The sequence below is a fragment of the Phyllobacterium sp. UNC302MFCol5.2 genome (genome assembly GCF_000686005.1).
GTDB classification, from domain to species: Bacteria; Pseudomonadota; Alphaproteobacteria; order Rhizobiales; family Rhizobiaceae; genus Phyllobacterium; species Phyllobacterium pellucidum.
Window position 1 is genome coordinate 12,914 of the sequence record NZ_JMLL01000017.1, and the last position, 20,789, is coordinate 33,702.

19 protein-coding genes are annotated in these 20,789 nt (G+C 58.9%); 11 read left to right on the plus strand and 8 right to left on the minus strand.

Annotated features, from left to right (window positions below; all coding sequences use genetic code 11):
- Nucleotides 1–194: 194 nt before the first annotated feature.
- The 6 genes from rpsM to BR48_RS25210 all read left to right on the plus strand — a co-directional run bounded on the left by rpsM (nucleotide 195) and on the right by BR48_RS25210 (nucleotide 4,049).
- Entirely contained in the window at nucleotides 195–563 is a 369-nt protein-coding gene (gene rpsM / locus BR48_RS0121415; protein ID WP_027233182.1) for a 30S ribosomal protein S13, read from the plus strand.
- 130 nt (nucleotides 564–693) lie between these two features.
- Nucleotides 694–1,083 (plus strand): 30S ribosomal protein S11, encoded by a 390-nt coding sequence (rpsK, locus tag BR48_RS0121420; protein ID WP_008124952.1) that lies wholly within the window; start codon nucleotides 694–696, stop codon nucleotides 1,081–1,083.
- A 111-nt stretch (nucleotides 1,084–1,194) separates the two neighbouring features.
- Nucleotides 1,195–2,208: a DNA-directed RNA polymerase subunit alpha gene (locus BR48_RS0121425; protein WP_027233183.1), complete on the plus strand. Its 1,014-nt coding sequence runs from the start codon at nucleotides 1,195–1,197 to the stop codon at nucleotides 2,206–2,208.
- A 73-nt stretch (nucleotides 2,209–2,281) separates the two neighbouring features.
- The gene (rplQ, locus tag BR48_RS0121430; protein ID WP_027233184.1) at nucleotides 2,282–2,710 is read left to right on the plus strand and encodes a 50S ribosomal protein L17; all 429 of its coding nucleotides are present in this window, start codon (nucleotides 2,282–2,284) and stop codon (nucleotides 2,708–2,710) included.
- 244 nt (nucleotides 2,711–2,954) lie between these two features.
- Entirely contained in the window at nucleotides 2,955–3,362 is a 408-nt protein-coding gene (locus tag BR48_RS26745) for a type II toxin-antitoxin system VapC family toxin (RefSeq protein WP_027233185.1), read from the plus strand.
- A 141-nt stretch (nucleotides 3,363–3,503) separates the two neighbouring features.
- On the plus strand, nucleotides 3,504–4,049 hold the full coding sequence (locus BR48_RS25210; protein ID WP_051615360.1) for a hypothetical protein: 546 nt from the start codon (nucleotides 3,504–3,506) through the stop codon (nucleotides 4,047–4,049).
- On the opposite strand, the gene BR48_RS0121445 is transcribed toward BR48_RS25210, so the two are convergent.
- Nucleotides 4,046–4,657, minus strand: a complete 612-nt coding sequence (locus BR48_RS0121445) for a LysE family translocator (protein ID WP_027233186.1) — start codon at nucleotides 4,655–4,657, stop codon at nucleotides 4,046–4,048. The genes BR48_RS25210 and BR48_RS0121445 overlap by 4 nt on opposite strands.
- A gap of 72 nt (nucleotides 4,658–4,729) precedes the next feature.
- The gene (locus BR48_RS0121450) at nucleotides 4,730–5,536 is read right to left on the minus strand and encodes an AraC family transcriptional regulator (protein WP_027233187.1); all 807 of its coding nucleotides are present in this window, start codon (nucleotides 5,534–5,536) and stop codon (nucleotides 4,730–4,732) included.
- Between the two features lie 195 nt (nucleotides 5,537–5,731).
- On the opposite strand from BR48_RS0121450, the gene BR48_RS0121455 reads away from it, so the two are divergent.
- Together BR48_RS0121455 and BR48_RS0121460 are read left to right on the plus strand one after the other, a co-directional pair.
- Complete coding sequence (locus tag BR48_RS0121455; RefSeq protein WP_027233188.1) at nucleotides 5,732–7,156, plus strand: DegQ family serine endoprotease; 1,425 nt, start codon at nucleotides 5,732–5,734, stop codon at nucleotides 7,154–7,156.
- A gap of 16 nt (nucleotides 7,157–7,172) precedes the next feature.
- The gene (locus BR48_RS0121460) at nucleotides 7,173–8,486 is read left to right on the plus strand and encodes a replication-associated recombination protein A (RefSeq protein WP_027233189.1); all 1,314 of its coding nucleotides are present in this window, start codon (nucleotides 7,173–7,175) and stop codon (nucleotides 8,484–8,486) included.
- A 52-nt stretch (nucleotides 8,487–8,538) separates the two neighbouring features.
- Here BR48_RS0121460 and BR48_RS0121465 read toward each other — a convergent pair whose 3' ends face one another.
- Complete coding sequence (locus tag BR48_RS0121465; protein ID WP_027233190.1) at nucleotides 8,539–10,314, minus strand: glucan ABC transporter ATP-binding protein/ permease; 1,776 nt, start codon at nucleotides 10,312–10,314, stop codon at nucleotides 8,539–8,541.
- Nucleotides 10,315–10,644: 330 nt separating this feature from the next.
- Here BR48_RS0121465 and BR48_RS0121470 point away from each other — a divergent pair, with 330 nt between their 5' ends.
- Together BR48_RS0121470 and BR48_RS0121475 are read left to right on the plus strand one after the other, a co-directional pair.
- Nucleotides 10,645–11,631: an RluA family pseudouridine synthase gene (locus BR48_RS0121470; RefSeq protein ID WP_027233191.1), complete on the plus strand. Its 987-nt coding sequence runs from the start codon at nucleotides 10,645–10,647 to the stop codon at nucleotides 11,629–11,631.
- 68 nt (nucleotides 11,632–11,699) lie between these two features.
- Nucleotides 11,700–12,491 (plus strand): ATP12 family chaperone protein, encoded by a 792-nt coding sequence (locus tag BR48_RS0121475; protein WP_027233192.1) that lies wholly within the window; start codon nucleotides 11,700–11,702, stop codon nucleotides 12,489–12,491.
- 68 nt (nucleotides 12,492–12,559) lie between these two features.
- Here BR48_RS0121475 and glnA read toward each other — a convergent pair whose 3' ends face one another.
- From glnA to uvrA, 4 genes are all read right to left on the minus strand, one after another.
- Nucleotides 12,560–13,969 carry a type I glutamate--ammonia ligase gene (gene glnA, locus BR48_RS0121480; RefSeq protein WP_027233193.1) on the minus strand — a complete coding sequence of 470 codons (1,410 nt, stop codon included), beginning with the start codon at nucleotides 13,967–13,969 and terminating at the stop codon, nucleotides 12,560–12,562.
- A gap of 71 nt (nucleotides 13,970–14,040) precedes the next feature.
- Nucleotides 14,041–14,379 carry a P-II family nitrogen regulator gene (locus tag BR48_RS0121485; RefSeq protein ID WP_027233194.1) on the minus strand — a complete coding sequence of 113 codons (339 nt, stop codon included), beginning with the start codon at nucleotides 14,377–14,379 and terminating at the stop codon, nucleotides 14,041–14,043.
- A gap of 242 nt (nucleotides 14,380–14,621) precedes the next feature.
- Nucleotides 14,622–15,428 (minus strand): DUF72 domain-containing protein, encoded by an 807-nt coding sequence (locus tag BR48_RS0121490; RefSeq protein ID WP_027233195.1) that lies wholly within the window; start codon nucleotides 15,426–15,428, stop codon nucleotides 14,622–14,624.
- Nucleotides 15,429–15,486: 58 nt separating this feature from the next.
- Nucleotides 15,487–18,408: an excinuclease ABC subunit UvrA gene (uvrA, locus tag BR48_RS0121495; RefSeq protein WP_027233196.1), complete on the minus strand. Its 2,922-nt coding sequence runs from the start codon at nucleotides 18,406–18,408 to the stop codon at nucleotides 15,487–15,489.
- 417 nt (nucleotides 18,409–18,825) lie between these two features.
- On the opposite strand from uvrA, the gene BR48_RS0121500 reads away from it, so the two are divergent.
- Nucleotides 18,826–19,341, plus strand: a complete 516-nt coding sequence (locus tag BR48_RS0121500; protein WP_027233197.1) for a single-stranded DNA-binding protein — start codon at nucleotides 18,826–18,828, stop codon at nucleotides 19,339–19,341.
- Between the two features lie 134 nt (nucleotides 19,342–19,475).
- On the opposite strand, the gene hisD is transcribed toward BR48_RS0121500, so the two are convergent.
- The gene (gene hisD / locus BR48_RS0121505) at nucleotides 19,476–20,750 is read right to left on the minus strand and encodes a histidinol dehydrogenase (RefSeq protein ID WP_036815248.1); all 1,275 of its coding nucleotides are present in this window, start codon (nucleotides 20,748–20,750) and stop codon (nucleotides 19,476–19,478) included.
- Nucleotides 20,751–20,789 lie beyond the last annotated feature (39 nt).

Consider the following 20,789-nt stretch of genomic DNA (forward strand, 5'->3'; position numbering starts at 1 on the left):
TCGAAGGAGTTGACTTTTTGCGGCGATTCCTTCAAGTACGGCGCAAATTCGCTTGGATATGAAGCGGTCGGCGCCGATCCGGTAAAGCAGGTTCGGGGCTGATCGTTTATGTTTGTCCCGGATATAAGTTTTCATCCCGCCATCTGGCTGCCGTGTTGGCACTCCAGCTCTGCCGGTCAACAAGGAGAATAGACGTGGCACGTATCGCTGGCGTCAACATCCCGACGAACAAGCGCGTTGTAATTGCGCTTCAGTACATTCACGGGATTGGTCAAAAGTTTGCGCAGGAAATCGTCGAGAAAGTCGGCATTCCTGCAGAGCGTCGTGTCAACCAGTTGACCGATGCGGAAGTTTTGCAGATTCGCGAAACGATCGACCGCGATTACCAGGTTGAAGGTGATCTGCGTCGTGAAGTTTCGATGAACATCAAGCGTCTGATGGATCTGGGCTGCTACCGCGGTCTGCGTCATCGCCGCTCGCTGCCGGTTCGTGGCCAGCGCACGCATACCAATGCGCGTACCCGCAAGGGTCCTGCCAAGGCAATCGCGGGCAAGAAGAAGTAAGTTCATGCCGGCGCGATTGCTCGCGCCGGCTCTGCCTCTGGCAGATGCAGTGCTGGTTTCGCACTTTAAATGAAACCACGGTGGAGCCTCTGGAAATACGGAGGCGTCGAGATCAACTGAAAGGACTACCATGGCCAAGGAAGCCACGCGCGTTCGCCGCCGCGAGCGCAAGAATATTTCGTCGGGCGTTGCCCACGTCAATTCGACATTCAACAATACGATGATCACCATCACGGACGCACAGGGCAATGCGATTGCCTGGTCTTCCGCAGGTGCACAGGGTTTCAAGGGTTCGCGCAAGTCGACCCCCTTCGCTGCACAGATGGCCGCTGAAGATTGTGCCAAGAAGGCACAGGAACATGGCATGCGTTCGCTTGAAGTCGAGGTCTGCGGACCTGGTTCCGGCCGTGAATCGGCTCTGCGCGCGCTCCAGGCTGCTGGTTTCACGATTACGTCGATCCGCGACGTAACGCCGATCCCGCACAATGGCTGCCGTCCGCGCAAGCGTCGCCGCGTCTAATCTTCGCGACAGGATTTTGACCGCATGAGCTGGGTTTCCAGCTCCTCTGCGGTTTCCACGCCTCAATGCCACGATTGGATGGTGGTAAAGGCAAGGATAGGGAAAAGCTAAATGATCCAGAAGAACTGGCAAGAACTTATCAAGCCGAACAAGGTCGAGTTTCAGACCTCCGGCTCGAAGACCAAGGCAACGGTAGTCGCCGAACCGCTCGAGCGCGGTTATGGCCTGACGCTCGGCAATGCCCTGCGCCGCGTGCTTTTGTCCTCGCTGCGCGGCGCTGCCGTGACGGCGGTACAGATCGACGGCGTTCTGCACGAATTCTCGTCGATTCCGGGCGTTCGCGAGGATGTCACGGATATCGTCCTCAACATCAAGGAAATCGCAATCCACATGGAGAGCGATGGTCCGAAGCGCATGGTCGTGCGCAAGGAAGGCCCGGGCGTCGTTACGGCTGGTGACATCCAGACCGTTGGCGACATCGAGATCCTCAACCCGGAACACGTCATCTGCACGCTCGACGAAGGCGCTGAAATCCGTATGGAATTCACCGTCAACACCGGCAAGGGTTACGTGCCCGCCGACCGTAACCGCGCTGAAGACGCGCCGATCGGGCTCATCCCGGTCGACAGCCTCTATTCGCCGGTACGCAAGGTTTCGTACAAGATCGAGAACACCCGTGAAGGTCAGGTTCTCGACTATGACAAGCTGATCCTTTCGATCGAAACCGATGGCTCGATCTCCGGTGAAGATGCGGTTGCTTATGCAGCGCGCATTCTGCAGGACCAGCTTGCGATCTTCGTCAACTTCGATGAGCCGCAGAAGGAAGTTCAGCAGGAACAGGTTACCGAACTGGCGTTCAATCCGGCCCTTCTCAAGAAGGTCGATGAACTCGAGCTTTCGGTCCGTTCGGCAAACTGCCTCAAGAATGATAACATCGTCTACATTGGCGATCTCATTCAGAAGACAGAAGCAGAAATGTTGCGCACCCCGAACTTCGGCCGCAAGTCGCTGAACGAAATCAAGGAAGTTCTGGCTTCCATGGGTCTCCATCTTGGCATGGAAGTACCGTCGTGGCCGCCGGAGAACATCGAAGATCTCGCGAAGCGCTACGAAGACCAGTATTAAGAACCCGGGCAGATCGCCCGACAGTCTAAAGCCCGGGCAGTGAGCCCGAACAAAGAAACTAAGGAGAAGGCTCATGCGCCACGGTAATTCAGGCCGCAAGCTTAACCGGACTGCCAGCCACCGCAAGGCGATGTTTGCCAATATGGCCGCATCGTTGATCGAGCATGAGCAGATCGTGACAACGCTGCCCAAGGCCAAGGAAATTCGTCCCATCGTTGAAAAGCTTGTCACGCTCGGCAAGCGGGGTGACTTGCACGCTCGTCGTCAGGCCATCTCGGCTATCCGCGATGCCAAGCTCGTTGCCAAGCTGTTCGATACGCTTGCACCGCGCTATGGCCAGCGCAACGGTGGTTACATCCGCATCATGAAGGCAGGCTTCCGCACCGGTGATAATGCACCGCTCGCAGTTGTCGAATTCGTTGATCGCGACACCAGCGCCAAGGGTTCCAAGGACTTGGCTCGCGTTGCTGCCGAGCAGGCCAACGAAGCCGAAGCAGCGTAAGCACCGCGTGCCAGCTATAGCAGTTGATTTGGGGGCCTCGTGCCCCCTTTCCGCGTTAAAGGTGCTGCCGAGCTAGGACACCACGACCCGCTCCAAGACGGGCGATGGAGTACAAAGGCTGGCGGCTCTGGCGCTTGTCGGAAATCGCTTTACAACGTCCGACTTGTTGTCAAACCTGCATGGTCCGTTCCACACGTTGCAGAAGTCGGGCGCGATATGATCCCGATCAGGGAGTTCCTTGGTTATGGCACGCTTTGTAATTGGCCCTGACGTTGCCTTGCATCTTGCGGAGATCGGCGCGGCAGTCCCTGCGAAACATAAGCTGCTCGCGCCAACGCTTTTAAGGTCGCAAGTTCTGGCGCTGCTCTATAAGGCCGTTCGGCGTGGGGATATCAATCGCAACGCCGCCAACGCAAAACTTGACTATCTTCGGGCGCTGAAGCTCCGTCTGCTCGGTGATCGGGTCCTCCAGCGGGTTGCTTGGGACATTGCCCAGCAACTGGATTGGCCTGACACTTATCAGGCAGAATATCTCGCCTTGACCCGGCTTCAGGCCGATGCCTTTATCACGCTCGACTGTGATCTTGCGCAAACAGCGCAGGCCATCATACCGGTGGCGTCAATCGAAGACCTCATCACCGAGCCCGACTGATCATTGTAGGAACGACCGCAGCCCACCGTCGTGCAAGGCTCTTTCGTGATCGTGTGCCCGGCTCGGGTAACCCTTTTACGTACTTGTGTTGAGGGACCCCGACCGGCAATCTGCCCGCGGTCTATTCCGAGGGAGGGTTCGATGAACGACGACCGGGAAGCAGCATTTCAAATAACAATCAGGCATTTGCAACGCAGCGCGGCTGCATTGGGTGCGTTCGTGGCGGCTGGTATGCTGTTGCTGACGCTTCTTGTCGGAACCGCATATGCGCAGCAGCCGACAGCGGCCCAGCAAAATGCCATCAAGTCCAACTGCCGCAACGATTTCATGGCGCAATGTTCGGGCGTGCAGCCTGGAGGGCAGGCCGCCCTCTCATGTCTGCAACAGCATAGTTCATCACTTTCATCTGCCTGCAAGAGTGCGGTTGCGGCGATCGGCGGATCAAGTGCTCCCGCGGCAGGAGCGACGACACCCGCGCCCGCTGCGACCGCGCCTGCTGCGGCAGCGCCCGCTGCCAAGGCCTTTACGCCGCGCGAGGAAATGGCGATCGCCCGGCAGGAATGCGGACCCGACTTTCGTGCATTCTGTCGATCGGTGGCGCTCGGTGGTGGTCGGGGAATTGCCTGTCTGCGCGAGAACATGGCGCGGCTTTCGCCCGGATGCCAGAAGGTGCTGAGCGCCCGCTAGCGGTCGGCCAGCGCAAGCTTCATCCCCAGCACGACGAATGCGCCGGCAAAACTCCGGCGCAGCCAGGTCAATATGCGTGGCCTGGCGATGACCTGATTGCGTACCGATGCCGCGAATAGTCCATAGAGCACGAAGACGACGAACGTCATCAGCATGAAAACGCTGCTCAGCCAAAGCATGCGCAGCAGCGGATGCGGCTCGTTCGCGCTGACGAATTGCGGCAGGAAGGCGAGGAAGAAGATCGACAGTTTCGGGTTGAGGATGTTGATCAGGATCGCCTTCAGCGTAATTCCCGCCATCGAACTCTGACCGCCATCGGCATCGATCTTGAGCGAGCCGTTCTCGCGCAGCGCGTTCCACGCCATATAGAGCAGATAGGCGACGCCCAGATACTTGAACGTGTGAAACGCGACGGCGCTGGTGTGCAGGATGGCCGCCAATCCGCCGATTGCGGCCGCCATATGCGGTACAATGCCGATCGTGCAGCCGAATGCGGCAGCGACACTCGCCCAGGCGCCGCGGGAAAGGCCGGTTGCCAGCGTATAGACCACGCCCGTGCCCGGCGAAACGACGATGATGAATGATGTAATGAGGAATTCGAGACCCACTTGTGTGCTCCTTTTGTTTCTCGGCCGAAACTGGAGCAAGCCGAACGTGGCGTCTTGAATGAGATTGCAAGGTCAGGCGTATGACGCCGCGTAGGCACCCGGAGAGACCCCGAATTTGCGAACAAAGAGGCGGGTCATGTGGCTCTGGTCAGCGAAGCCGCTGGCCGCTGCGGCTTCCGCAAGGCTGGTGCGCTGCGCAATAAGGTGCCGCGCGAGGTGGAGCCGGCGTTGCATCAAATAGGCATGCGGTGAAAGACCCGTGGCCTTGACGAACCCGCGAAGCACTTGAAAGCGGCTGATACCACAGATGTCGGCGAGATCGGCAAGGCTGATATTTCTCGCAGGATCGTCATCGATCTTCGCCATGGCGCGCAGGACCGGGGCAGGGAACCTGTCCTGGCCCTTTCTTCGTTCGTGATTCATGCTCTTAAGAATGTGCAAGAGCAGTTCGTCGGATAGCAGCTTGCTGGTCCCGTGGCCGGTCGCAGTAAGCGCTTTGAACAGGCTGACAAACGGCACAGCAAATCGCGCATCATCGATCACCGGAAGCGTGAACTCGAAATCGCCATCCACACCCTCATCGAGTTCGCTTGTGGCTTCGGCAATGACGGCCGGATCAAAATAGAGCATGCGCCAGCTGCGCCCGGCATCGCCGATCGGCATCCCGTCATGGATCTCACCGGGATTGACCGTGATCATGTTGCCGGCCCCAGCTTCCACCATGCCGCGGCCGCTCGCGGATTTCTGTGCGCCTTGCTCGATGAGACCAAAACCGTATTGCTCGTGAAAGTGACGCGGAAAGGCATGGGCCGTGGAAGCAGCTACAGCTTCAACCCCGGCAATATGACTGGGGTAGATATGGAACTCGCCCTTGGCCATGCTCGTCTCGCATTGAGCGCCGGTACCACGCCCGCATTTGTTCTACGCCAAATCGCCGATCTTCAGAAGCGGCAATTTGCGCGGGGCAAGCGCACGCTTGCGTCTCAAATTTGCTTTGTTTCTTCGCTGGTATTCGGCTCTAAAAGCGCCACATTGGTCGAGAGTTTGACTGATTCATCACTTCAGGAGATCGCCATGAGTTCCAAGGTTGCCGCCTCGGCGCGGACCCTCATTCTCTGCACAGCACTGCTTTCCGGCGCTGTAGCGCCCGTTTTCGCGCAGACGGCGGCAGACACGACCAGGCAGCTGCCAGCGACGCGAAGTGACATGCAGCTTTCCTTCGCGCCATTGGTCAAGCAGACGGCGGGCGCCGTGGTGAATGTTTATGCCGCCCACGCCGTTCAAAGCCGCTCGCCTTTCGCAGGCGATCCATTTTTCGAGCAGTTTTTCGGCGGTCAGTTCAATGGGCCGCCGCGCGTCCAGTCCGCGCTCGGTTCTGGCGTCATTGCCGATGCTTCCGGCATCATCGTGACCAACAACCACGTGATCCGCGATGCCGATACAGTGAAGGTTGCGCTGTCGGACGGCCGCGAATTCGACTCCAAGGTGCTGCTGAAGGATGAATCAACAGATCTTGCCATCCTCAAGATTGAAGCGGGCGAAGCATTGCCATCGCTTCAACTGGCCGATTCCGACAAGGTGGAGGTTGGTGACCTCGTTCTTGCGATCGGCAATCCCTTCGGTGTCGGCCAGACCGTAACCAGCGGCATCGTCTCGGCGCAGGCGCGGACGCGCGTCGGCATTTCCGATTTCGACTTCTTTATCCAGACCGACGCCGCGATTAATCCGGGTAATTCCGGCGGCGCACTCATCGACATGAGCGGCAAGCTTATCGGCATCAACACCGCGATCTTCTCACGCTCAGGTGGTTCGATCGGCATCGGATTTGCTATTCCTTCCAATATGGTACGCGCCGTTGTTGAGACGGCCAAGGGCGGCGCGGATACGTTCGAGCGGCCCTATATCGGTGCTGCCTTCCAGAACGTGACGCCGGATGTCGCCGAGAGCCTCGGCATGAAGCAGCCCTATGGCGCGCTTGTGACTGCGGTGACCAAGGATAGCCCGGCCGAAAAGGGTGGACTGCTGGTCGGTGACGTCGTCCTCTCCGTCGATGGCGTGCGCATCGAGAATCCGGACGGTCTCGGCTATCGCCTGACGACGGCGGGTATCGGCAAGAGTGTAAAGTTCGACGTGCTCAGCCGCGCGAAGGAAAAGACCGTCACCGTCGCGCTAGAAAAGCCGCGGCCGGATTCTGCCGACAATCAAATGCTTATTCAGGGACGCAATCCCCTTTCCGGCGCGCATGTGATCAAACTCTCGCCCAGCAGTGCGTCGCGTCTCGACCTTCCGTCGGATACGGAGGGTGTGGCAATCGATAAGGTGTTTCCAAACACGCCGGCCGCGCGCATCGGGCTGCAACCCGGCGATATTGTTCGCGGTGTTAACGGCGCGGAGATTGCGAGCGTCTCCGACCTCAGCAAGGCGATGTCAGCGAAGCCGACGCTTTGGCGCTTCGATTTCGAGCGCGGCGGTGCCATAATCCGCCAGGTCATTCGCTGATACGGAAAAAGGAAACATGGCGGATCTCTTTTCAGTCGGCGAGGATCCGGCATTGGACAAAAGTCGGCCGCTTGCGGATCGCTTGCGGCCGAAAACATTGCAGGAAGTAACCGGCCAGGAACATCTTACCGGGCCGGAGGGCGCGTTGACGCGCATGATCGAATCCGGTTCGCTCGGCTCGATGATCTTCTGGGGGCCACCGGGGACGGGCAAGACGACGGTGGCGCGGCTCCTCGCCAATGAAACCGATCTGGCGTTCGAGCAGATTTCCGCGATATTCTCAGGCGTCGCCGACCTGAAGAAAGTCTTCGACGCGGCACGTGCGCGTAAGATGTCGGGACGGCGCACACTGCTTTTCGTCGACGAAATTCATCGTTTCAACCGCGCACAGCAGGATTCCTTTCTGCCTGTCATGGAGGATGGGACCATCGTGCTTGTCGGCGCGACCACCGAGAACCCGTCGTTCGAGCTTAACGCCGCTCTCCTGTCGCGTGCCCGCGTGCTGGTATTTCACCCGCATGATGAGGCAAGCCTCAACGCCCTGATGGAGCGGGCGGAGATTCATGAGGGCCGCGAGCTTCCGCTGACCAAGGAAGCGCGCGCCAGCCTGGTGCGCATGGCCGATGGCGATGGCCGGGCAATCCTCACACTTGCCGAGGAAGTGTGGCGGGCGGCGCGCGACGGCGAAACCTTCGATGCGGAACGGGTCCAACAGATCGTGCAGCGGCGTGCGCCCGTCTATGACAAGGGGCAGGACGGCCATTACAATCTGATCTCCGCGCTGCACAAATCGGTGCGGGGCTCCGATCCGGATGCCGCTCTCTATTATCTCTGCCGTATGTTCGATGCCGGGGAAGATCCGCTCTATATCGGCCGCCGGCTGGTGCGGATGGCGAGCGAGGATATCGGGCTTGCAGACCCGCAGGCGCTGGCGATCTGCAATGCAGCCAAGGACGCTTATGACTATCTCGGCTCACCCGAGGGCGAACTGGCGCTTGCCGAGGCCTGTGTCTATCTGGCGACCGCGCCGAAATCCAACGCCGTCTACACCGCCTACAAGGCGGCGATGCAGGCGGCAAAGCAACATGGCTCCCTCGTGCCGCCCAAGCATATCCTCAACGCGCCGACGAAACTGATGAAGGGCGAGGGCTACGGCAAGGGCTATGCCTATGACCACGATCAGCCCGACGCCTTTTCGGGCCAGAACTATTTCCCCGAAGCCCTTGGCCGCCAGACCTTTTACGACCCGCCGGAGCGCGGGTTCGAACGGGAGTTGCGCAAGCGCATCGATTATTGGAACAAGCTGCGCAAGGAACGCGGTGAGGAGTGAATACAAAAAGGGCCGCTCTTCAGCGGCCCTTGATCATTTCATGTCAGTCTTTTCAAGCGGCTTCCGGCTTGCGCGGGAAGGGCGTGACATTTGCGGTATCGTCGTCGAGCTTCAGGCCACCGGCCTTGAGCAGCGAGGTAAAGCGGCCATTCTGGCGTGCAAGCTCGTCGAAGCTGCCCTTCTCGACGACTTCACCCTGATCCATGAAGAGCACCAAGTCGGCATCACGGACCGTCGAAAGACGGTGAGCGATGATGAAGGTGGTGCGGTTCTGGCAGAGCTTGTCGACTGCAACCTTGACGCGGGCCTCGGTCTCGACGTCGAGCGCACTTGTCGCCTCGTCAAGGACAAGTATCGGCGCATCCTTGAGGATGGCGCGGGCGATAGCGACACGCTGGCGCTCACCACCGGAAAGCTGCGAACCGCGTTCGCCGACGACGGTGCCGTAACCCGCCGACTTGGAGAGGATGAAATCGCTAGCATCGGCTGCTTCCGCTGCGGCCAGAACGTCTTCGTCGCTCGCCTTCGGCCGGCCGACGCGGATATTGTCCTCGATCGAGCGATTGAACATGCCGGCATCCTGGAACACGGTCGCGATGGCATTGCGCAGCGAGCGACGGCTGATCGTCCTCGTATCGATATTGTCGACAAGAATGCGGCCTTCCTTCGGATCGTAGACTCGCTGCAGGAGGTTGATCAGGGTCGTCTTGCCGGCCCCGGTCGGGCCGACGATGGCAACTGTCTGGCCAGCCTTGGCCTTGAACGAGACGTGCTTCAGGCCCTGTGTCGAATTGGCGAAGGCGAAGGAAACGTCCTCGAACTCCACATCGCCCTTAACATTGTCGATGTCGTGCGCCGACTTGGACTCGACTTCATATGCTGCCGAAGCTTCCATCTCGAAGAAGTCTTCGAGCTTGGCGCGTGCCGCAAAGATCTGGTTGACGAAGGCGCTCAGCTGATCGAGGCGGCCGATGAGGAGGGCGGCGAAGCCGGTAAAGGCAACGACCTGGCCGACATTCATCTCGCCGTGGGCGACGAAGTAGGAGCCGAGAAACAAGACGACGATCATCGAAATGGTAGCGGCCATGCGGTTGATGCCGCTGGCAAGGGCCCACCAGTTGAGGACCGGATACTGCGAATCGAGGAGCTGCTTCGCATAGGTCTGGAGCGCACGGGTCTCCTCGTCTATGCGGTTATAGCTCTGCAACACGGAAATGTTGCCCATCGAGTCGGTCACGTGGCTGAACGCCTTGATATGATGACGCTCGACCTGCGCCTGACCATCCTTGGTCTTGGCGGTGACAACGCGGCTGACGATGACATAGACAACGCCGAGCACGGCGAGAACCGAAGCAAGACGCCAATCCTGGGCCAATGCCAGCGGTATGAGGCCAACCAGGGCGACCATCGTAGCAAGGTGCGTGCGCATGAATTCGAGCCACAGACCAAACAGCGTCTCGATGGCGCGCAACAGCGTGTGCATGGAATTAGACGTGCCGCGCTGATGATGCCAGGATAGCGGCATGCTGATGACGCGGTTATAGGATTCGGTCAACACAGCAAGCTTGCGCCGATGCGCCAGGCGATCTGCCTCGCGGGACACCAGTACGTTTGCGCCGATGTGGAACAGGCCGACGGCAGCAAGCTGCGTCAGCGGAAACAAAACGTCCGCTTTCATAGAGATTGCATAGATGACGCGGCCTACAAGAACAGGCTCGATCAGCATGGTTAAGGCCAAGGCGATGTTGACGACACAGATGAATACTGTCGCGCCTTTCTCTTCGCCAAGATATTGGAGCGATTTCCAATAGATACCTAACAATGACACTTTGCCACTCCGCTTGCTTGGGGACGCTACTCGCGCGCAGATTTGACTCTGCATCAGACTCTTGTGCACCGCAATATTCAACACCTGAAAGTCTTCGTAGTTTCAAGCTCCAGGCAGGAACAATTTTCTACGTCGCGTAACGTCCCGTGAAGATTCAACCATTTGAGTTTGCAAAATAAAGAAGCGCGCCTGAATGTAATATGAACGAAATTATACTTGTGGTTTAGGAAGCGTGTTGCCCGCGGTGCGGCGGGTAATCGCATGAGCCTCGCAATATGGCTCGCAAGAGTTGCCGCATAGTGTTATGCGCATGCCTGAAAGGTCAGGTTTATGGCAGTTGTAGAACAAAAAACAGTCGATACAGGTGAGGCGGAGATGCGCCTCGACCGATGGTTCAAGGTGCATTATCCGGGGCTCGGCTTCGGCCATTTGCAGAAATTGCTACGGTCGGGGCAGATCAGGGTCGACGGGTCGCGGGCAAAGTCGGACACCCGCCTGCAGGCGGGTCAGAGCGTGCGAATTCCGCCGCTGCCAGTCGATTCAAAGGCCGAGGGCAATCTCACCGGCAAGAGCATACGCGGCCGTGAGGATGGCGACGTCCTGTCGCAAATGTTGCTATACGAAGACCCCAAGGTATTCGTATTCAACAAGCCGGCGGGGCTCGCGGTCCAGGGTGGCTCCGGAGTCAATCGCCATGTGGACGACATGCTCGAAGCCTGGCGCAACAAGAAGGGCGAAAAGCCGCGTCTCGTGCATCGCCTCGACCGGGATACCTCCGGCGTTCTCGTCGTTGCAAGGACCCGCGGCGCCGCGCAGGCACTCACCGCGGCGTTCCGCGAGCGCGACACGAAGAAGACCTATTGGGCATTGGTGAAGGGCGTGCCGCGCAAGCGCGAGGACAAGATCACCACCTGGCTGGTGAAGGAGGCGACAGCCGATGGCGACCGAATGCGTATCGCCAAGCATGGCGAGCCGGATTCCGACCATGCCGTTTCCTACTACCGCGTCATTGAATCGGCGGGGCAGGTGCTGACCTGGCTCGAGATGGAGCCATATACGGGACGAACCCACCAGTTGCGCGTTCACGCCGCCCATATCGGCTGCCCGATCATCGGGGATCCGAAGTATTTCGAAGCGGATACCAACTGGTCGTTCCCGGGCGGGATTCAAAATCGCCTGCATCTTCATGCGCGGCGCATCCGCGTTCCCAATCCATCGGGTGGGATAATCGATGTCACAGCGCCCTTGCCGCCGCACATGGTGCAATCCTGGAACCTGCTCGGCTTTGACGAGGCCGATGCGGACGAAGAGATGTAAGCGGCTTGCCCGCGCATTCTCTCGCGCCTATATCCGCCGCAACGAATTGAACATCAATGGGTAACGACATGCGCAACGATCTCTTCAACCTCGATGCGAAAGAGGGGCTTTCTGATCCCGATCCGGTTCGGCGCGCCCAGATACAGTCGAAACTCCCACTGCCGAAGCGGTTCTACAAGGAAGCGCAGGTCGCTGAGCGCGACGGCAGGTTCGTCGTCGAACTCGACGGCCGCAGGGTCAAGACGCCGGCGCGCCAGGATCTGGCATTGCCGACGCAGGCCGCTGCGCAATTGGTAGCAGACGAGTTTGCGGCGCAGGAAAAGGAAATCGATCCAGCGCGGATGCCGGCAACGCGCATCGCCAACACGGCGATCGATGGTATCGTGCACGATCCGCAGGCGGTGCTCGAGGATGTGCTGCGCTTTGCTGCGTCGGATATGCTGTGCTATCGCGCCGGCTCGCCCGAGCGGCTGGTGGCACGTCAGACCGAACTTTGGGATCCGCTGGTCGACTGGGCCGGGGCCAGCCTCGGCGCGCGCTTCATGCTCGCGGAAGGTGTCATGCATATCGAACAGCCGCGCGAGGCACTCGCCGCTTTCAGCGTGCATCTCGGGCAGTTCAGCGATCCCTTTGCTATCGCCGCGCTCCATACGATCACGACGCTGACGGGATCTGCCATTCTCGCGCTGGCCGTCGCCAAGGGTGAAATCTCCGGCGCCGAAGCCTGGAAGCTTGCTCATGTGGACGAGGACTGGACGATCGAGCACTGGGGCGAAGATGCGGAAGCGAGCGAGCGCCGGGCGATCCGCGAGCGGGAAATGATGGCGGCCGTCCAAATGCTGGAAGCTGTCGGAATCTGATTGGTCCAAGAGAGGGCCAATAAAAAACCCCGGCCCAAGCCGGGGTTTTTCGTTTTTATATGAGGTGCTTACACCGAGTAATACATGTCATACTCGACCGGATGCGGGGTCATTTCAAAGCGCATAACCTCGGCCATCTTCAGTTCAATGAACGAATCGATCTGATCGTCGTCGAAGACGCCGCCGGCCTTGAGGAAGCCGCGATCCTTGTCGAGGCTCTGCAGGGCCTCGCGCAGGCTGCCGCAAACAGTCGGGATCTTCTTCAGTTCCTTGGCCGGCAAGTCATAGAGATCCTTGTCCATCGGCTGGCCGGGATGGATCTTGTTCTTGATGCCGTCGAGACCAGCCATCAGCATCGCGCTGAAAGCGAGGTAAGGATTGGCCGAAGGATCGGGGAAACGGATTTCCACGCGCTTCGACTTCGGCGATGAGCCGAAGGGGATGCGGCAGGAAGCCGAACGGTTGCGGGCGGAGTAGGCCAGCAGAACCGGCGCTTCGTAGCCCGGTACCAGGCGCTTGTACGAGTTGGTCGACGGGTTGGTGAAAGCGTTGATTGCCTTGGCATGCTTGATGATGCCGCCGATGAAGAACAGGCAGTTCTCGGAAAGACCGGCATATTCATTGCCGGCGAATGTCGGCTTGCCGTCCCTCCAGATCGACATGTGGACGTGCATGCCCGAGCCGTTGTCGCCGAAAACCGGCTTCGGCATGAAGGTCGCGGTCTTGCCGTAGGCATTGGCAACCTGATGCACGACGTACTTATAGATCAGCATCTTGTCGGCGTTGCGGGTGAGCGCATCGAACTTGACGCCGAGCTCGTGCTGGGCAGCCGCCACTTCGTGGTGGTGCTTTTCAACGCGCACGCCCATTTCGGTGAGGACAGTCAGCATTTCCGAGCGCATGTCCTGGCAGGAATCGATCGGCGGGACCGGGAAATAGCCACCCTTGATACGCGGGCGGTGGCCGAGATTGCCGGTCTCGTAGTCGGTGTCGTCGTTGGACGGCAGTTCGGTCGAGTCGAGCTTGAACCCTGTGTTGTAGGGATCGGCCTTGTACTTGACGTCGTCAAAGACGAAGAATTCGGCTTCCGGGCCGACGAAAATCGTATCGCCGACGCCCTGTGCCTTCATGTAGGCTTCGGCCTTCTTGGCGGTGCCGCGCGGGTCGCGATTATAGGCTTCGCCGGAAATCGGGTCGAGGATGTCGCACAGGATGACCATTGTCGACTGGGCGAAGAACGGGTCCATGTGAACCGTGTCAGTGTCGGGCATCAGCACCATGTCGGACTCGTTGATGGCCTTCCAGCCGGCAATCGAGGAACCGTCGAACATGACGCCATCGGCGAACATGTCTTCATCGACTTCTGCAATATCCATCGTCACGTGCTGCAGCTTGCCCTTGGGGTCGGTGAAACGAAGGTCAAGGAACTTTACATCGTTGTCCTTGATCTGTTTCAGGATGTCTTTGGCGGTGGTCATGTTTTTTCCTCACTCGGTGACGATGATTGGGTTTGCCGGCCCGAACGTGCCAGCAGATGGGAGAGTTAGCTTTAGATTGCGTCGATGCCGGACTCGCCTGTCCGGATACGCACGACTTCCTCGATGTTGGAGACGAATATCTTGCCATCGCCGATGCGGCCGGTTTGCGCGGCCTTGCGGATCGCCTCGATGGCGGCCTCGACGGAATCGTCGCCGAGAACGATCTCGACCTTCACTTTCGGCAGGAAATCGACGACGTACTCGGCGCCGCGATAGAGTTCCGTATGGCCCTTCTGGCGGCCGAAGCCCTTTGCTTCGGTAACGGTAATGCCTTGAAGCCCCACTTCCTGCAGTGCCTCTTTCACCTCATCCAGCTTGAATGGTTTGATGATGGCTTCGATTTTCTTCATCAGAGAATAATCTCCCTATGTACACAAAACGAGCCTCTTGCCCGCTTGCCTCAACAAAAGCAGGAACTATGCCAATTCGGCGGCGTAGTCACAAATATCGACGTTACGGCGTAGCAGGCGGCGCATTTGTCCCCGCCGCATTATTCCAAGGTATCACTGCCTCGAAAACCGGTGAGGAGGCAGATTAAAAAATAAGCACACTGCATAAAAATTATGCGGTAATCCGAGGTGCAAGTGTCGGCTTACTGCTTGATTCGCTGTGCGAGTGCCTGAGCTGCCTGCGGAGCGCGCACTTTGCCTTCATGGATGAAATAAACAAACACGTCGCGTTGGCGCTTCTGTGCCTTCTCGTTGGGAGCGGCAAGCGGCAGATCCTCGGGTACGTTGCCGTTTGCCCAATCCTTGGCGCGGTCGGCCCATTTGTCGAGCGCTTCCGTTGGATAGGCGGTCTCCACCGCATCGTCACCTTTCTGCAAACGCGCATAGACGAAATCCGCGGTCACATCGGCGATTTCGGGATATTCGAAGTGCTCGGCGTAAACCACCGCAACGTTCTTCTTGCGGGCAAGCGCAATGAACTCCGGATCGACGAAGGAGGGGTTGCGGACTTCCACGGCATGGCGCAACGCGTGACCGGCCTCCTTCTCCGGCAGAAGATCGAGAAACGCGCCGAAATCCTCGGCGTTGAATTTTTTCGTCGGCGCGAATTGCCAGACGAGAGGGCCGAGCCTGTCCCCAAGTTCGACCACTCCGGACTTGCAGAAAAATTCGATAGATTCACCGGCTTCCGCCAGCACCCGCCGATTGGTGACGAAGCGATGGCCCTTGACCGAGAAGATAAAACCATCCGGCACCTGCGAGGCCCATTTGGCGAAGGTCGCCGGCTTTTGCGTGCTGTAGTAGGTGCTGTTGATCTCAATGGTCTGGAGGTGCTGGCCGGCATATTCCAGTTCCTTGGTCTTTGACAGGCCCTTCGGATAGAAGGTGCCGCGCCAGGGCTCGAAGATCCATCCGCCGATGCCGGTGCGCACGGTGCCGCTGTCGGTCATTTATTCTCCTCCGCTATGCCAATACGAAAAACCCGCCACGGCCGTGGCGGGTTCTTGATCACTCGGCGGCGGCCTGCGCCTTATGGCCGGGACGCCGGTTCAGAAGTTCCTTGAGGAAATGACCGGTATAGGAGCGATCGACCTCGATAATGTCCTCGGGACGTCCGACCGCAACGATCTCACCGCCGCCGTCGCCGCCATGCGGCCCAAGATCGATCACCCAGTCCGCAGTCTTGATCACTTCGAGGTTGTGCTCGATGACCACCACCGTATTGCCCTGGTCGACCAGTTCGTGCAGCACTTCGAGGAGCTTCGCCACGTCGTGGAAGTGCAGGCCGGTCGTCGGCTCATCAAGGATGTAGAGCGTGCGGCCGGTAGCCTTGCGCGACAGTTCCTTGGCGAGCTTGATGCGTTGCGCCTCGCCGCCGGAAAGCGTGTTTGCTTGCTGTCCGACGTGAATATAGCCGAGGCCGACCTTGGCCAGGGTTTGCAACTTGTCGCGAACGGCCGGAACGGCGGCGAAGAACTCCGCGCCTTCCTCTACCGTCATATCAAGCACGTCGGCGATCGACTTGCCCTTGAACAATACTTCGAGCGTTTCGCGATTGTAGCGCTTGCCGTGACAGACGTCGCAGGTGACATAGACGTCGGGCAGGAAGTGCATTTCGATCTTGATGACGCCATCGCCCTGGCAGGCTTCGCAGCGTCCGCCCTTGACGTTAAAGGAAAAGCGGCCGGGCTGGTAGCCGCGGGCTTTCGCCTCGGGAAGCCCGGCAAACCAGTCGCGTATCGGCGTGAACGCACCGGTATAGGTCGCCGGATTTGAGCGCGGCGTGCGACCGATGGGAGACTGGTCGATATCGATCACCTTGTCGAGATATTCGAGCCCATCGATGCGATCGTGCTCCGCCGGATGCTCCCGCGAACCCATGATGCGCCGCGACGCAGCCTTGAAAAGTGTTTCGATGAGGAAGGTCGACTTGCCGCCGCCCGACACGCCCGTCACCGCTGTAAAGGTGCCGAGCGGGATTTCCGCCGAAACATTCTTGAGATTGTTGCCGCGTGCGCCGACGACCTTGATGCGCTTCTTGTTCAGCTTGCGCCGCTCTGATGGCACGGCCACTTCGATCGCGCCGGAAAGGTATTTGCCGGTCAGCGATTTTGGGCTCGCCATGATGTCGGCGGGCGTTCCCTGGGCGATGATTTCGCCGCCATGGATACCAGCCGCCGGTCCAATGTCGACGACATAATCAGCCGTCAGGATCGCGTCTTCATCATGTTCTACGACGATTACCGTGTTGCCGAGATCCCGCAGGTGACGCAGCGTCTTCAATAGTTGCTCGTTGTCGCGCTGGTGCAGGCCAATTGACGGTTCATCAAGGACATAAAGCACGCCCGTCAGGCCAGAGCCGATTTGCGAGGCGAGCCGGATACGCTGGCTCTCGCCGCCCGACAAGGTGCCGGAATTGCGTGACAGCGCGAGATAATCGAGGCCGACATCGTTCAGAAAGCGTAGGCGCTCGCGGATCTCCTTGAGAATGCGCGCGGCAATCTCGGTCTGCTTGTCATTGAACGTCTTGTCGATGTCGCGGAACCAGGCGTCGGCATGGCGGATGGACTTCTCGGTGACCTCGCCGATGTGCAATCCGCCGATCTTGACGGCCAGCGCCTCGGGCTTCAGCCGGTAGCCGTTGCAGGCCGGGCAGGGGGTGCCGGACATGAAGCGTTCGATTTCCTCACGCGACCAGGCGGAATCCGTTTCCTTCCAGCGACGCTCGAGGTTCGGAATGACGCCCTCGAAAGGCTTGGTCGTGCGGTACGACCGCAGACCGTCATCATAGGCGAACTGGACTTCGCGGTTCCCGGTGCCATAGAGGATGGCTTTTTGGGCCTCTTCGCTCAAATCGCTCCAACGGTCGCCAAGCTTGAAGCCATAGGCTGCGCCGAGCGCGTCCAGCGTCTGGTTGTAGTAGGGCGAACTCGACTTCGACCACGGTGCGATGGCTCCGTTCTTGAGTGTCACATTCTCATCAGGCACGATCATGGTCGGATCGATGGCCTTTTGCGTGCCAAGTCCATCGCAGGTCGGGCAGGCGCCGAATGGATTGTTGAACGAGAACAGCCGCGGCTCAATCTCGGGAATGGTAAATCCCGAAACCGGGCAGGCAAATTTTTCCGAGAACATGAGCCGTTCATGGGTCTCGTTCTTCGACTTGTTGGCGGATTCACTCGCCGTCTCGTCAGCCGGCAACGGCTTGTCGGCAAATTCCGCGATGGCGATGCCGTCGGCGAGTTTCAGGCAGGTCTCGAGACTGTCGGCAAGGCGCGCCGACATGTCCGGGCGCACGACGATACGATCGACCACAACGTCGATATCGTGCTTGTACTTCTTGTCGAGGGCGGGGACATCGGCGATTTCATAAAAGATGCCGTCCACCTTGACGCGCTGGAAGCCGCGTTTCTGCAGATCCGCCAGTTCCTTGCGGTACTCACCCTTACGGCCGCGGACAATCGGCGCGAGAATGAAAAGGCGCGTGCCTTCCTCAAGCGCCAGGACGCGATCGACCATCTGGCTGACCGTCTGGCTTTCAATCGGCAGCCCCGTTGCCGGCGAATAGGGAATACCGACGCGCGCGAACAGCAGGCGCAGATAATCATAGATTTCCGTAACCGTGCCGACCGTGGAACGCGGATTGCGGCTGGTTGTCTTCTGCTCGATCGAGATAGCCGGCGACAGGCCATCGATCTGGTCGACGTCCGGCTTCTGCATCATTTCAAGGAATTGCCGCGCATAGGCCGACAGGCTCTCGACATAGCGACGCTGTCCCTCCGCATAGATCGTGTCGAAGGCGAGCGACGACTTCCCCGATCCGGACAGCCCCGTCATGACAATCAGCTTGTCGCGCGGCAGATCGAGGTCAATATTCTTCAAGTTGTGTTCGCGAGCACCGCGAATGGAAATATACTTCTGATCGCTCATGAGTCTTGCCTTTGAGGCACGCCGTTTGGAAGGAGGGATTGCTCTCAGGCGAGAGACTTTCCCTTATTTAGAAAGTCTTTGGCGATTTGCGAGATCAAACCCGGTCGGAATCACCATAGCCATGTTGACATTGCTAGGGCAAGTGATAGAACAAAAATAGAACAAAGGGCAAGAGACTTGCCGATCGTCGCAAAGCGCTTCGCGATGAAAGTGCATTGTGCGGCATCCTGGCGACAGGTTGCACAACAATCATATGCCAAACCTCCTGACAGATTTGGCAGGAGCCTATCAGCTGGACGGCGAAGCGGGAAATGCGCGGGCTGTATATTGTGGATAGCGGTAATCAATTGCCCGCCGTCCATGCGCGTTCTGTATGATGGCCGAAATTTTTAGAACAGGGTTGATGGAGTTCATATCATGGCAGGCAGTGTCAACAAGGTCATTCTGGTAGGCAATCTTGGCGCTGACCCGGAAGTGCGGAGGCTCGGTTCGGGCGATCCTGTCGTCAATCTGCGCATCGCCACCTCAGAAAGCTGGCGCGACAAGAACAGCGGCGAGCGCAAGGAAAAGACCGAGTGGCACAGCGTCGTCATCTTCAACGACAATCTCGCCAAGGTCGCCGAGCAATATTTGAAGAAGGGCATGAAGGTCTATCTCGAAGGCGCCCTGCAGACACGCAAATGGCAGGACCAGACCGGGAATGACCGCTACTCGACCGAGGTCGTGCTGCAGAAGTTCCGCGGCGAACTTCAGATGCTGGATTCGCGCGGCGAGAGCGGTGGCCGGTCCTTCGACAACAATTCGGCGCGCGGGCAGGTTTCCGACAATGACTATGGCTCCGACTTCGGCCGTTCCAACGCATCGTCTTCGAGCAGTTCCTCCAGTTCTGGCGGGAATTTCTCGCGCGATCTCGACGACGAAATCCCGTTCTAGGCCGGAATAGTCGAGTATTTGTAAAGCAATCGCACCTACGAGCGGAAGGTACTCCTAATGCCGACGGCTATCGGCTGCGTAGCAGTTTCGGTTGCCAGATGCTCAGCGACGGGCAATCTTCGAACGCAGAGGGCTCAGATTGCCGACTCGCCTTGGCGAATTCTGAGTGCGGCCGCACGCCGATGGCCCTCCATGCCCTCCGTCCGGCTTTGCCGTACTGCCGGCGGGGCCACCGCAGCGACACCTCGCTTGTCGAGCCACTGGTGCGTGCAAACCTTGACATAGGATCCCACCCAAAGGCCGCCAGTGTAGCGTCCTGCGGCCATTGTTGGGAGGGTATGGTTTGTACCGCAGCACTTGTCGGAATACACTACACTTGCAAGCTTCCCGATGAAGAGAGAGCCGTAATTTCGTAGCTTTGCCGCAGTCGAATGGGGATCGCGGGTGTGAACCTCGAGATGCTCAGCCGCGATATGGTCGGAATATGCTATCATCGTGTCTTCATCGGCACAGACCGCGATCTGGCCGTAATCGCGCCAGGCGACGCCCGCAACGTCGGCCGTGGGCAGCGTTTCAAGCTGACGCTTGACCTCCTTCAAGGTTGCCTCGGCCAGCCCTCGATCAGTCGTGATCAGTCCCACACGGGTCCTGACATCATGTTCCGCCTGCGCCAGAAGATCGGTGGCTATCATCTCAGCGTCCCCGGTTTCGTCAGCAACCACGAATATTTCGCTCGGTCCGGCCAATTGATCGATTCCCACTTGCCCGAACACCTGCCGCTTGGCCTCATTGACATAGGCGTTGCCTGGTCCGACGATCTTGTCCACCGCGGGGATGGTTTCGGTGCCGAACGCCATGGCAGCAACGGCTTGCGCGCCACCCACCTTGAAAATCCTGTCGACACCTGACAGGTGGCAGCCGGCAATCATGGCCGGATGGGCATTGGGCGGTAGGCAAGCGATGATTTGGTCGCAGCCCGCGACCTTTGCTGGGACGATTGTCATGACTGGCGCAGACAGGATCGGATACCGTCCGCCAGGCACATAGGCGCCCACAACCTGCACCGGAATGATCCGATGTCCGAGATGCAGTCCCGGAAGCGCATCGAATTCCAGGGGGAGGATGGTGCGCAATTGCGCCTCGGCAAACGCCTTCACCCGTTCGATGGCAAAGTCTGTGTCTTTTCTGGTCTGAGGGTCGAGATTGGCAATGGCTTCCAGCCGCTCCTCCCTGCTCACTTCGAACGTGGCAAGATCTGACCCGTCAAATGTCCGTGCATACTGTCTTACGGCCTCATCTCCCCGCGCCCTCACGTTCGAAATGATATCCTTCACCGTCGTCTCGATTAGGTCGGTGTCCGATGCCAAGGGCGGCTTGGGTGACTTGAGATGTATAATATTTTCGTCCATTTTTAATCTCTTGTTGGTTTGCGCCGTAGGATATCGTCA

Coding starts and splice junctions, on each gene's coding strand:
- rpsK (WP_008124952.1), top strand. CDS start 694: ATGGCCAAGGAAGCCACGCGCGTTCGCCGCCGCGAGCGCAAGAATATT.
- BR48_RS0121425 (WP_027233183.1), top strand. CDS start 1,195: ATGATCCAGAAGAACTGGCAAGAACTTATCAAGCCGAACAAGGTCGAG.
- rplQ (WP_027233184.1), top strand. CDS start 2,282: ATGCGCCACGGTAATTCAGGCCGCAAGCTTAACCGGACTGCCAGCCAC.
- BR48_RS26745 (WP_027233185.1), top strand. CDS start 2,955: ATGGCACGCTTTGTAATTGGCCCTGACGTTGCCTTGCATCTTGCGGAG.
- BR48_RS25210 (WP_051615360.1), top strand. CDS start 3,504: ATGAACGACGACCGGGAAGCAGCATTTCAAATAACAATCAGGCATTTG.
- BR48_RS0121450 (WP_027233187.1), bottom strand. CDS start 5,536: ATGGCCAAGGGCGAGTTCCATATCTACCCCAGTCATATTGCCGGGGTT.
- BR48_RS0121455 (WP_027233188.1), top strand. CDS start 5,732: ATGAGTTCCAAGGTTGCCGCCTCGGCGCGGACCCTCATTCTCTGCACA.
- BR48_RS0121460 (WP_027233189.1), top strand. CDS start 7,173: ATGGCGGATCTCTTTTCAGTCGGCGAGGATCCGGCATTGGACAAAAGT.
- BR48_RS0121470 (WP_027233191.1), top strand. CDS start 10,645: ATGGCAGTTGTAGAACAAAAAACAGTCGATACAGGTGAGGCGGAGATG.
- BR48_RS0121475 (WP_027233192.1), top strand. CDS start 11,700: ATGCGCAACGATCTCTTCAACCTCGATGCGAAAGAGGGGCTTTCTGAT.
- glnA (WP_027233193.1), bottom strand. CDS start 13,969: ATGACCACCGCCAAAGACATCCTGAAACAGATCAAGGACAACGATGTA.
- BR48_RS0121485 (WP_027233194.1), bottom strand. CDS start 14,379: ATGAAGAAAATCGAAGCCATCATCAAACCATTCAAGCTGGATGAGGTG.
- BR48_RS0121490 (WP_027233195.1), bottom strand. CDS start 15,428: ATGACCGACAGCGGCACCGTGCGCACCGGCATCGGCGGATGGATCTTC.
- uvrA (WP_027233196.1), bottom strand. CDS start 18,408: ATGAGCGATCAGAAGTATATTTCCATTCGCGGTGCTCGCGAACACAAC.
- BR48_RS0121500 (WP_027233197.1), top strand. CDS start 18,826: ATGGCAGGCAGTGTCAACAAGGTCATTCTGGTAGGCAATCTTGGCGCT.
- hisD (WP_036815248.1), bottom strand. CDS start 20,750: ATGGACGAAAATATTATACATCTCAAGTCACCCAAGCCGCCCTTGGCA.